This is a genomic window from Leifsonia sp. NPDC058292, assembly GCF_042880955.1.
GTDB lineage: Bacteria > Actinomycetota > Actinomycetes > Actinomycetales > Microbacteriaceae > Leifsonia.
Genome location: NZ_JBHVYL010000020.1, coordinates 59,211 through 70,721, shown reverse-complemented (window position 1 = coordinate 70,721; position 11,511 = coordinate 59,211). Strand labels below are relative to the sequence as shown.

Here is an 11,511-nt window from a genome sequence, read left to right as displayed (position 1 = left end):
GCTCAACGGCGTGTTGGGACCCCTCGATGCGTCAGTCTCCGAGGCCGGCGACCAGGGTGGCGATCTCGGCGGCGCGCTGCTCGCGGGTGTCGATGCGGCCCGGGATGCCCGGCCTCGTCTGCCACGGGAGCGGGCCGGTCTCGCGCCGGTACTCGACCCCGACCGCATCCAGTCGCGCCAGCTGCGTCTGTAGACGTTCCGAGAACGCCTCGAAGTCGCGTGGCCCCGTCGACCAGAGGGCTTCCGCCAGCGCGCAGAGCCGCGGGAACGCGAAATAGTCGAGCGTGCGCGGCGAGTCCATGCACTCGGTCCACAGGTTGGCCTGCGCGCCGAGCACGTGCCGCGCCTCATCCGGCGTGAGTGCGGCCGGCAGCGGGTCGAAGTCGTACACGTCTCGAACCGTGATCGGCACGACGAGCGGGATGGGCTCCTCGGGCGACTCCGACTGGCGGTAGTTCAGGTAGAGCGTGTGGTCGGGGCACAGCACCACGTCGTGTCCGGCGCGCGCCGCCGCGACCGCTCCCGTCTCGCCGCGCCACGCCGCCACGGTCGCTCCCGGCGCCAGCCCGCCTTCGAGGATCTCGTCCCACCCGTACAGCCGCCGGCCTCGGGCGGTGAGGTGGTCGTCGAGGCGCCGGATGAACCAGCTCTGCAACTCCTCCTCGGTCACGACGCCGAGTTCGCGCATACGTTCCTGGGTACGCGCATCCGCCCGCCACTGGTCTTTCACGCACTCGTCGCCGCCGACCCCGATGTAGGGCGAAGGGAAGATGTCGAGCACCTCGTCGAGCACGTTCGTGAAGAACTCCACGGTGCTCTCCTCGGCGTTGAGGATGTTGGGGATGATGCCCCAGCGCGTGCCGACCTCGAGCGGCTCGGTGAGAACCCCGAGCTCCGGATAGGCCGCGATCGCCGCCTGCACATGCCCGGGCGACTCGACCTCGGGAACGACGGTGATCCCCCGCGCTGCTGCGTAGGCGACGATCTCGCGCAGATCGTCTTGCGTGTAGAAGCCGCCGTGCGGGCGGCCGTCGCCCGGCGCATCCTTGCCGTAGCCGACCTGCGATTCGCGCCGCCAGGCGCCCACCTCGGTGAGGCGCGGGTACCGGTCGATCTGGATGCGCCAGCCCTGGTCGTCGGTCAGGTGCAGGTGCAGCACGTTGAGCCGGTGCATGGCCACGAGATCGACGAACCGCAGCACCTCGTGCTTCGGCAGAAAGTGACGGGCGACGTCGAGCATGACCCCGCGCCAGGCGAAGCGGGGCGCATCCTCGACCTCGCAGGTCGGCGCCGCCCAGCGCACGCCGGACACCCGCGACCGGCGGTACACCTCGGCCGGCAGAAGCTGCAGAAACGCCTGCGCACCCCAGAACACTCCTGCCGCTCCACCGCCGACGATGCGCACGCCGTCGTCGGTGACATTCATCCGGTAGGCCTCGGCGCCCGCCGCCTCGGCGAGCTCCTGATCGATCTCCAGCCGGATGCCCGTTCCGACCGCATCGCGCTCGATCCGCCTGTAGCCGGTCGACGTGGTGAGCACCGACCACAGCCACGCGGCGGGCTCTTCGGCACCGGGCGACACCGTGAACCGGATGCCGTCGGTCAGCACGAGCTCTCCCCCGCCTTCGGCGACCTTCGCCGGGCGGGGCAGCAGCCGGGCCGCGGCGGTCATTCGGCGGGCTCGTGGGATGTGCGGTGCCGCTCGGGCGCGAGTCGCTGGCTCTTCACGGCTTCGTACGTCAGGCGCAACGACTCCGTCATCTGGTCGTAGAGCTGCTGCGCGATGCGCACGAACAGGAAGTCGACCAGTGCGAGCTGTGCGATGCGGCTCGCCATCGCACCGGAGCGGTAGAGGCTCTCCCGCGCCTGGGTCGTGAGCACGAAGTCGCACTCGTCGGCGATGCGCGAGTCGGGGAAGTTGGTGATCGCCACGGTGGTCGCCCCTGCCGCGTGCGCGACCGCCAGCGCGTGGTTCGTCTCGGCCGTCAGCCCCGAGTGGGAGACACCGATCGCGACGTTGCCGGGCTTCTGCAGCGCAGCCGACGAGAGGGCGAGGTGGGAGTCGACCGAGCAGAAGGCCGTGATGCCGATGCGCGAGAGCTTCTGCTGAAGGTCCTGGGCCGTGAGGCTGCTCGATCCCGCTCCGTACACGTCGACGCGGGGAGCGGCCACGATGGCCGCAGCGACGGCGTCGAGTGTGACCGTGTCGAGCTCTTTCGCAGTCTGCTCGATCGCCAGGGTCTCTTGGTAGGCGATCTTGGCGACCACCTCCTGCACGGTGTCGGCCGGATCGATCTCGCTCTCGGTGAGTTCGAAGCGCTCGCGCGTGACCTGCTCGCGGCTCGTCGCCGCCGCGACCGCGAGACGGAAGTCGCGATAGCCCGAGTATCCGAGGCCCTGGCAGAAGCGGGCCACCGTCGCCTGCGACGTGTCGCACGCCGCTGCGAGTTCGGTGATGGTCAGGTCGACCACGCGCGCGGGGGCATCCATCACCGTGCGGGCCACCCGCGCCTCGGCCGCGCTGAGCCGCGGCAGGGCCTGGCGCACGGCCGAGAGAACGTCAGCCGACATGCGTCGACTCTGCACGCGTTCCTGCGCCGGCCGCGGCGAGCGCGTCGCGCAGTCTGCCCCCGTGCTCGGTGAGCAGACGCACGGCCTCGCCGGCGTCGAGTGTGGTCTCGGTCATCAGGATCGCCGCCTTAATCCAGCCGCCGGTCGCCTCCAGCGCCCGCGCAGCGGTCTCCGCGTCGACGCCCGTGGCCAGCATAACGGTCCGCTCCGACCGGGCCCGCAACTTGTCGTTCGTCGCACGCATGTCGACCATGAGGTTGCCGTGCACCTTGCCGAGCCGCACCATCGCGATCGTGCTGATCATGTTCAGCACGAGCTTCTGGGCGCTGCCCGCCTTGAGCCGGGTCGAGCCGGTGATGATCTCCGGACCGACCACGACCTCGATGCCGACATCCCCGGCGGCACCCAGTGGAGAGCCCCCGTTGCAGGAGAGCCCGACGGTGAAGGCTCCGACCTCGCGGGCGTAGGCGAGCGCGCCGAGAACGTATGGCGTGCGTCCCGAGGCCGAGATGCCGACCACGGAGTCTTCGGCGCGCAGCCCGAGCTCCGTCAGCGCGGCCACTCCCGCTTCGGCGTCGTCTTCGGCGTTCTCGACCGCCGTTTGGATGGCTTCCGGCCCCCCGGCGATCACACCGACGACCAGCTCGGGCGACTCCCCGAATGTCGGCGGGATCTCGCTGGCGTCGAGGATGCCCATCCGCCCGGCCGTTCCCGCGCCCACGTAGATGAGGCGCCCGCCCCGGCGCATGCCGTCGACGACACCGTCGATCGCTGCCGTGATCTCGGGCGTTTGGCGCGCGACGGCGACCGGCACCTCGGCGTTGTGGGCGTTCATCCCTTCGACGAGCTGCTCGACGGTCATGAGGTCGAGGTCGCCGTAGCGGTCGCTCACCGCCTCGGTGGAGAGGGTTCCGAGCGTCGCCCGGAGGTCGTCGATGGTGTGCGGCTCAGCCACGGAGGATCCTTTCTTCGTACGGCAGCGTGCGGTCGATCGCGACGAGGTGTGCGCCCGTGAGGGCGTCTCCCGCCGGTTCGACTTGGCGCAGGCCGTGTGCCTCGAGTGCGGCGGCGATGCGTGCCGCGAGGAACGGATGCGCGGCGAGCCCACCCGCGACGCACACGTTCTCGAGTCCTGCGGCGGCGCAGGTGTCGGCGAGGTGCGCGGCCGCGTGTTCGACGATCTCGACGGCGACGGCGTCTCCCGAGTTCGCTGCGTCGAGCACGGTCGGCGCGAACGTTCCCAGCTGCCGGGCAGGCGCCCCGGTCTCGGAGACCCAGTGCGGCAGCGTCGAGATGTCACCGGTGAGATCGGTCGCGAGCGCGAGCAGCACCGTGTGCTGTCCTCGCCGATCGTGGGCTCGCACCGCGGCCATCAGCCCGTGCCGCCCGATCCACTGCCCGCTGCCTTCGTCGCCGAGCCAGGGCCCCCAGCCGTCGACCTGACCGATGCGGCGCTTGTCATCGACCGCGAACACGACGGCGCCGGTGCCGGCGATCAGCATGGTTCCTGGTGCGCCCGCGAAGGCGCCGGCGTGCGCTGCCAGGGCGTCGTTGATGATCGCGATCGGGCCGGCGAAGCGCTCCCGCAGCAGCCCGATGAGGGCGTGGGCCGCGGCCGGCGCCGCCTCGCTGCCCGCAGCGCCGATGCCGATCGGCACCCCGGCGGGCAGGTCTGCGTCCAGCTGGTCGACGGCATCCGCGATCGCCTCGAACGAGAGTCGCGCGCCGTGGGCGTCGGCCAGCCCGGGTGCGCCGATCCCGTGCGCCTCGGTCACGACCTCGCCATCGGTGCTGAGGCGCACGCGGCAGCTCGTCTTTCCGAGGTCGACGGCGAGCACTGTCGCGGTTCTGGTCATGGTGTCGGTCACCGATCCTCCTGGGGATTCGCGATGGTCTGATCGGCGATGGTCTGATCGGCGGCGGTCGAGTGGGCGACGATCAGCCCCGAGATCCCGCGCAGCCGCGGCCCGAGTGTGGTCTGCGGGGTCAGTGTGAGCCGGCCGAGAACCCGAGCGGCGCCCGCCGGCGTGCCGGGCAGGTCGGCGGGGATGCCGTGCCAGCTCAGAAAGCCGACGAGAGCGAACAGCAACGATTCCTTGTCGTCGGCGGGCACTCCCCACTCGTCGCTCGTGCCGACGGCGATGCCGTGCAGCCCGAGTACGGCCGTCAGCGCTCGCATCAACGCCGGGTTGTGCACTCCGCCGCCGGAGACGATGGCGCGCGCCGGCGGAACGGAGGTCGCCGAGCGCACGGCGTTCGCCACCGTGCGCGCCGTGAGCGCGGTGAGCGTCGCCACGAGGTCGCCGAGCGCCGGCGACGTGCCTCCCGCGTTGCCCGCCGCCGCGACCGCCCGGTCGACCACCGCCAGGTCGAACGTCTCGCGCCCCGTGCTCTTGGGCGGCGCCGCGAGAAAATAGGGATGCGCGAGCAGCTCGGCGAGCACCCTCTCGTCCACTCGCCCGGCGGAGGCGAGCGCGCCATCCTGGTCGCGGGTCTCGCGCCCGTCGGTCGCGCGGGCGACGACGGCGTCGATGAGCGCGTTGGCCGGGCCGCTGTCGAAGGCGACGAGGCCCCCGCCCGGCGACACGATCTGCACGTTCGCGATGCCGCCCAGGTTGACCGTGGCGACGGGCCTCCCCGACGACTCGGCCTCTCCCGCGAGCCAGGCACGATCGAAGAGCCCCATCAGCGGCGCGCCCTCACCGCCGGCGGCGATGTCGGCCGACCGCAGGTTCGACAGCACCGGACGATCGAGCGCTTCGGAGATCCACGCGGGCTCGCCGATCTGCAGTGTTCCGCGGGCGTGCCCGTCGGCGACCCAGTGATACAGGGTCTGCCCGTGCGACACGGCGAGATCGATCCCGCCGGCGGCGGAGCCGGAACCGGGGCGGGCAGCGTCGGCCGCAGCCACGGCGACGGCCGCGAACTCCTGACCGGCGAGCGTGTCGAGTTCGCAGAACTCGGCGGGAGTGAGCGCCTCGCCCGCTACGGCTGCGAGCAGCCGCTCGCGCAGCGGCGGCGACCACGGCACCGTGCGCGCGAGCACGGGCTGCATGCCTACCACCGGCGAGTCCGACTCGTCGAGCGCGGTCACGTCGGCGACGGCCACATCGATGCCGTCGGCCGAGGTGCCGGACTGCAGAGAGAGGATCCTCATCGCGGGCCTCCCCCAGCCATCGCCGACCGCCCGACCACGAGGTCGGCGACGACCCCGGCGGTCACGCGGCTGACACCGAACGCGTCGATCGTCGGAACGGCGAGCGGCTCGTCCGCGGGCATCCCGGCGTTCACCACGATGCTGCCGGGCCGCGCCGCCGCGAGCACTTTCAGCGCGCGGCGTTGCGGGCTGCCCGGCTGCACCGCATCCACGAGGGCCACGACGAAGCGATCGACCGGAATATGCGCGAGCGCGTCGGCGAGAACGCCGACCACATCGCGACCGGGGAGAGGCCCGACCCCGACGCGCTCGCAGGGGGCCAGGGCGCGGAACGCCTCGGTGAACGGATCCGCGGTGGAGGCCACAGCGATCGTCGCCCTGTCGCGCAGGTCGAGCACCGTCACACCCCCGGCGTCGTGGAGTCCGTCGAGCGGGATACCGGCGTCACCCTCCGGCACCCGGATCGCCGAGCGCACCACGGCCGCGCCGTCGAGACCCGCACCCTGCGGAGCGGGCACCCGGTCGCCGGCCGCCACCCATTCCGCGAGCCCGGCCACCGAGCGCGCAGCACGTTCGATGTCGGCGACTGAGAGTTCGCCGTCGTCGAGGGCGGCGAGCACCGCATCCCGCACCTCGAGGTAGTCGGCGAGGTCGTCGGTGCGTCCCCGCTTGGGCCCGAGATCGGACGGATTGCCGATGCAGAGCAGATCGGCACCGGCCTTGAGTGCCAGCACCGCGCCGCGTCCGGCGCCGAACTCGGCACGGATCGCGGCCATGTCGAGGGCGTCGGTCACGATGGCGCCGCCGAAGCCCAGCTCGCGAAGTGTTCGGAGCAGTTCGGGATTGAGCGTGGCGGGTAGCTCGCCGAACGCGGGCACCACCACGTGCGAGGTCATCACCGCGGCGATCCCGGCTTCGACGGCTGCCGCGAAGGGCGGCAGGTGGTCGGCGGCGAGCGTCGCCCGATCGAGTTCCACGCGTGGGAGCCCGTGGTGCGAGTCGACCACCGTGTCCCCGTGGCCGGGGAAGTGCTTGGCGCAGGCTGCGACGCCGCCCGCCTGGATGCCGTCGGTGATCGCCGCGACATGGCGGCTGACCAGACCGGGCGTACTGCCGAACGACCGCACTCCGATCACCGGGTTGCGCGGATTCGTGTTCACGTCCGCCACCGGGGCGAGCACGACGTTCGCGCCCGCAGCCCGCACCCGACGCGCGAGCTCGTTTCCGACCAGGCGCGTGACGGCCACATCGTCGACCCGGCCGAGCTGAGCCGCACCGGGCAGCGTCGAGCCGTGGGCCGCTTCGAGGCGCGTCACGGTTCCGCCCTCCTCGTCGACCCCGATCAGGGCCGACGCCCGAGCATTCTTGAGCTGCCGGGAGAGGGCAGCCGGCTGCTCCGGCTCTGCGGCGTCGATGTTGTGCCCGAAGTACACGGCCCCGGCAAGGCCCGCGTCGAGCTCGCGCAACAGCCAGTCCGGCGCGCTCCGGCCCGAGAAGCCGGGCCACAGCGTGCCGGCGACGAGCGCGCGCACCGCAGGATCGGTGCTGTGGTTCATCCCTTCACGGCTCCCGCGACGAGACCGCTGGAGAGCTTGCGCTGCACCAGCACGAAGAAGATCATCACGGGGATGGTGATGATGGTGGACGCCGCCATCACGTAGCCCCACTCGTTGGAGTGCTCGCCGAAGAACTGCTTGAGGCCGATCGCCACCGTGTAGTTGTCGGTCGCGCCGCCCAGCAGCGTCATAGCGAAGATGAACTCGTTCCACGCGGTGATGAACGAGAAGACGCTCGTGGCAACGAGGCCCGGCATGACCAGCGGGAACAGCACCGAGCGGAACATGCGCCACCAGCTGGCTCCGTCGAGGTACGCCGCCTCTTCGAGCTCGACCGGAACCGCGGCGACGAAGCCGCGCAGCATCCAGATGCCGAACGGCAGCGACAGCGCCACGTAGACGATCACGAGCCCGAGCAGCTGGTTGAGCAGCCCCAGGTCGCGCACCTGCACGAACAGGGGGATCACCAGGGCTTCGAGCGGCACCATCTGCACCGTCAGCACGATGAACAGGATGGCCGTGCGGAACTTGAACTTGAACCGCGCCACGGCCACGGAGGCGAGCAGGGCGACGATGCCCGCGAGCACCACCACCGCGACCGCGACGACGGCCGAGTTGCGCAGGAACACGTCGAACCCGCCCTGCGTGAGCACGTAGGTGAAGTTGTCGAGCGTGAACTCCCGCGGGATGAGCGACTGACCGCCGCTCGACGCCTTCTTGTCGAAGGCGCTCGAGATCATCCAGTAGACCGGGAAGAGGGTGAAGACGAGCAGCAGCGTGACCAGAACGGCCTTCACGACGTTGCCGCGGATCGTTCGCGTCACAGCTTGTCCTCCTTGAGCATGGTGCGCACGTAGATCACCGTGATGCCGAGCAGCACCAGGGTGAGCAGCACCGCGATGGCCGAGCCGAACCCGTAACGGTTCTGGCCGAACGACTCGACGTACGACCACACGCCGAGGTTGAGCACCGACCGGTTGGAGCCCGCGCCTCCCGGCATCAGGTACACCTGCGCGAACACCTTGAAGTCCCAGATGGTCGACAGGATGATCACCACGGCGAACACCTGCTTGAGCGACGGCACGATGATGTTGAAGAAGCGGCGGATCGCGCCGGCCCCATCCATCTCGGCCGCCTCCAGCATCTCCTTCGGAACGCCGAGCAGACCGGCGAGCACGGTGATCGCGATGAACGGGAACCCGTGGTGGATGATGTTCAGCAGCACGATGCCGTAGAAGCTCACCGGGTTGGTGAACCAGTTGTACGACTCGTGCATCAGGCCCAGGCTTTTCAGCGTCTGGTTGACGATGCCGTTGTCGGCGTCGAAGATCCACACCCACACATAGGTGCCGGTGACCGCCGGCATGGCCCAGGCGATCATGATCGCGCTGCCCACGATGGTGCGCCAGAAAGTGCCGAGCGAGGCCATCAGCAAAGCGACGAGCGTGCCGAGGATGACCGTGCCCGACACCGACAGGATGGCGAACAGCACCGTGTTGGGCAGCGCGACCGTCCACAGTGTGGAGTTGCCGAAGACTTCGGCGTAGTTGGCGAGTCCGATGAAGTTCGTCTTGCCGCTGACGATCTCCCGCAGACCGTAGTCCTGCAGCGAGAACAGCACGACCCGGATGAGCGGCCAGAGCAGCAGCACCGCGAGCACCAGCAGCGCGGGCACCAGCAGCAGCCACGGCCGCGCGATGCTCAGGCGTCGGCGGCGGCGCTTCGGCGCACCCCCGCCGGCCGGGCGCTCGGAGCGCACGGCCGACGGGCGGGTGGGAACGTCAACGGACACGGGACTACTTTCCGTTCAGGATGGAGTCCATCTCCTTCGCGGCGTCAGAGGTGGCCTGGTCGACCGTCTTCTGCCCCGACAGGATGGACTGCATCATCGCGTTGGTCGTCTGCTTGGCCTGCACCGCGCCGAACTGCGGCGTAACGGGAACCGATGCACCGCCGTCGACCATCTGGGTGGCGAAGGGCTTCACCAGCGGGTCGTCCGACTTCTGGGCCGGTTCGAGCAGGGAGTTGAGCCCGGGGAAGTATCCGGTCTGCGACGCCCACTCGCTGGCGTACTTTCCGGTGGTCATCAGCTCGACGAACTTCCAGGCCAACGCTTTGTTCTTGGCCGTGTTGAAGATGCTGAGGTGCGAGCCGCCGAGAACCGAGGGGCTGATGCCGCTCTCCTTGCCCGGGATGGGCGCGGCCGCGATCTTGCCTTTCAGGTCCGGGTTCTTCTGCACGATCGTGGCAGGAGTCCACGAACCCTGGATGGCCATCGCCACCTTGCCCTGGTTGAAGTTGTCGAGCACGTCGGTCTCCTTCCAGGTGGTGGCGCCGGAAGTGGAGAAGCCGTACTTGGTGGCCAGGTCGGTGTAGAACCGGATGCCCTCGCGTGACTTGGCGCTGTCCATCCCGGAGACCCACTTCTTGCCCTCGAGCTTCGCGACGTCGCCGCCCGCGCCCCACACCCACGGGTACACGCCGAACTCGGCGTTGCCTGGAACGGCGAACGGGATCATGTCGGGCTTGGCCGCCTTGATCTTCTCGCCGGCGGCGACGATGTCGTCCCAGCTGGTGGGTGCCTTCAGCCCCAGCTCGTCGAACACGTCGGAGCGGTACACGATCGAGCGGACGCCCGCGTACCACGGCATCCCGTACAGGTCGCCGTCGTAGGTGCCCGACTCCTTGAGACCCTTCACCAGGTCGCCTTCGATGCCGGCCTTCTTCACGTCGTCGGTGATCGGCGACAGCGCACCGGCGTCGGCGAACTCCGCCGTCCAGGTGGTGCCGGTCTCGGCGACGTCGGGTGTGGTGTTGCCCGCGATCGAGGTGACGAAACGGTCGTGGGCGTCGGCCCACTGCACGAACTCGACGTTGAGCGTCGCGCCGGTCTCTTTCTTGAAGGCGTCGCCGACCTTGTCGAAGAACGCGGTCGAGTCGGGGTTGGTGCCCTGCATGATCCACACGTTGAGCTTCTGGCCCTTCGCGTCGACCGTGCCTCCGTCGCCGCTCGTACCGCTGGAGCAGGCGGTGAGCCCGAGCGCAGCGATGGCGAGTGCGGCGATGGAGAGATAGCGCTTCTTCATGGTGCAATCTCCTCTTTGAAACTGTTGGGGGCGAGCCCCCCGGAATGGATTGGAAATAGTCTCCGGTATTGGCGCTCGCTCTGCAAGTTATTTCCAGAGGCTGCGTGTAAAGAGTTTGTTACGGCTGCGTCCGGCGACGATTCATCGCCGCCGCGCAGCGCCTACGCGGTCTGCAATTGGCGCAGGAACGCGCCCGCGGCCGGGCTCGGCTCGTCGGCCACAGCCACCGCGACGGTCCACGCGGGAACCTCGCCCAGAAGTCCGACCGCCGTCAGCGCATCCGGCCGCTTCTTCGCGAAGCTCGCCGGAACGATCGCCACCCCGAGGTTGTAGCCGACCAGGTCGAGCAGAGGATGCACGTCGTTGACCTCCATCGCCGCCCGGTAGTCGAACCCCGCCGAGGCGAACGCACGCCGTGCGAGCGCCTGCGCGCCCCAGCCTTCCTGGAATCCCACCAGCGGCTCACCGCGAAGCCGCTCCAGCGGGATGCTCCGCTCGGCCGCGAACCGGTGCTCCGGATGGCACAGCACCAGCATCTCCTGCGTGCTCAGCGGCCGAAGCTGAACCCCCGCGGGCGTGTGACCCGTGTCGACCACGAGCGCCACATCCACTCGCCCGCCGGCCACCGCATCCACCAGTTCCACCGACCCCGAGTAGCGCAACCGCACCTCGACGCCCGGGTTGGCCGTGCGGAACGACGCGAGCTCGGCCGGCAGATCCACCGACCCGAGACACGGCTCGGCCCCGATCGTGAGCCGCCCGCGCACCAGCCCCCGCACCGCCGCGACGGCGTTGCGCGCCGCGGCCGCACTCGCGAGCGTGCGCACGGAGTCGGCGAGGAGCGCCTGCCCCGCCGTCGTCAACTCGACCCGGCGGGTGCTGCGGATGAACAACGACGTGCCCAACTCCTGCTCCAGCGACCGGATGCTCGCCGAGAGCCCCGACTGCGAAATCTGCAACAGCTCGGCCGCCCGGGTGAAGTGTCTCTCCTCCGCGACGGTGACGAAGTGCTCGAGCTGCCTGAGTTCCATTCAGCAATCGTACGTCTGAATCGGGGTCGTTCATTCACTCCACTGATGGAATGTGAGTTGACGTCTTCACGACTATCTTTTATGGTTTATTTAGTTCTGAAGAAACGGAT

General features: G+C 69.7%; 10 protein-coding genes. All 10 read right to left on the bottom strand.

The window, feature by feature from the left end; all coding sequences use genetic code 11:
• Positions 1 to 31: 31 nt before the first annotated feature.
• The 10 genes from ACFVWR_RS12350 to ACFVWR_RS12305 all read right to left on the bottom strand — a co-directional run bounded on the left by ACFVWR_RS12350 (position 32) and on the right by ACFVWR_RS12305 (position 11,401).
• On the bottom strand, positions 32 to 1,672 hold the full coding sequence (locus tag ACFVWR_RS12350) for a beta-N-acetylhexosaminidase (RefSeq protein ID WP_387212113.1): 1,641 nt from the start codon (positions 1,670 to 1,672) through the stop codon (positions 32 to 34).
• Positions 1,669 to 2,571, bottom strand: coding sequence for a MurR/RpiR family transcriptional regulator (locus tag ACFVWR_RS12345; protein WP_387212110.1), 903 nt, complete (start codon positions 2,569 to 2,571; stop codon positions 1,669 to 1,671). Before ACFVWR_RS12345 ends, ACFVWR_RS12350 begins: the two co-directional genes overlap by 4 nt.
• Complete coding sequence (murQ, locus tag ACFVWR_RS12340; RefSeq protein ID WP_387212107.1) at positions 2,561 to 3,526, bottom strand: N-acetylmuramic acid 6-phosphate etherase; 966 nt, start codon at positions 3,524 to 3,526, stop codon at positions 2,561 to 2,563. Before murQ ends, ACFVWR_RS12345 begins: the two co-directional genes overlap by 11 nt.
• On the bottom strand, positions 3,519 to 4,439 hold the full coding sequence (locus ACFVWR_RS12335) for an N-acetylglucosamine kinase (protein WP_387212104.1): 921 nt from the start codon (positions 4,437 to 4,439) through the stop codon (positions 3,519 to 3,521). The genes murQ and ACFVWR_RS12335 overlap by 8 nt, the downstream gene beginning before the upstream one ends.
• Positions 4,436 to 5,728: an anhydro-N-acetylmuramic acid kinase gene (locus ACFVWR_RS12330; RefSeq protein ID WP_387212101.1), complete on the bottom strand. Its 1,293-nt coding sequence runs from the start codon at positions 5,726 to 5,728 to the stop codon at positions 4,436 to 4,438. The genes ACFVWR_RS12335 and ACFVWR_RS12330 overlap by 4 nt, the downstream gene beginning before the upstream one ends.
• The gene (locus ACFVWR_RS12325; RefSeq protein WP_387212098.1) at positions 5,725 to 7,284 is read right to left on the bottom strand and encodes a glycoside hydrolase family 3 protein; all 1,560 of its coding nucleotides are present in this window, start codon (positions 7,282 to 7,284) and stop codon (positions 5,725 to 5,727) included. The genes ACFVWR_RS12330 and ACFVWR_RS12325 overlap by 4 nt, the downstream gene beginning before the upstream one ends.
• The gene (locus ACFVWR_RS12320; RefSeq protein ID WP_387212095.1) at positions 7,281 to 8,108 is read right to left on the bottom strand and encodes a carbohydrate ABC transporter permease; all 828 of its coding nucleotides are present in this window, start codon (positions 8,106 to 8,108) and stop codon (positions 7,281 to 7,283) included. Before ACFVWR_RS12320 ends, ACFVWR_RS12325 begins: the two co-directional genes overlap by 4 nt.
• Positions 8,105 to 9,076 (bottom strand): carbohydrate ABC transporter permease, encoded by a 972-nt coding sequence (locus ACFVWR_RS12315; RefSeq protein ID WP_387212092.1) that lies wholly within the window; start codon positions 9,074 to 9,076, stop codon positions 8,105 to 8,107. The genes ACFVWR_RS12320 and ACFVWR_RS12315 overlap by 4 nt, the downstream gene beginning before the upstream one ends.
• A 4-nt stretch (positions 9,077 to 9,080) precedes the next feature.
• Positions 9,081 to 10,370 carry a sugar ABC transporter substrate-binding protein gene (locus ACFVWR_RS12310; protein ID WP_387212089.1) on the bottom strand — a complete coding sequence of 430 codons (1,290 nt, stop codon included), beginning with the start codon at positions 10,368 to 10,370 and terminating at the stop codon, positions 9,081 to 9,083.
• 161 nt (positions 10,371 to 10,531) lie between these two features.
• Positions 10,532 to 11,401, bottom strand: coding sequence for a LysR family transcriptional regulator (locus ACFVWR_RS12305; RefSeq protein WP_387212086.1), 870 nt, complete (start codon positions 11,399 to 11,401; stop codon positions 10,532 to 10,534).
• Positions 11,402 to 11,511: the final 110 nt, after the last annotated feature.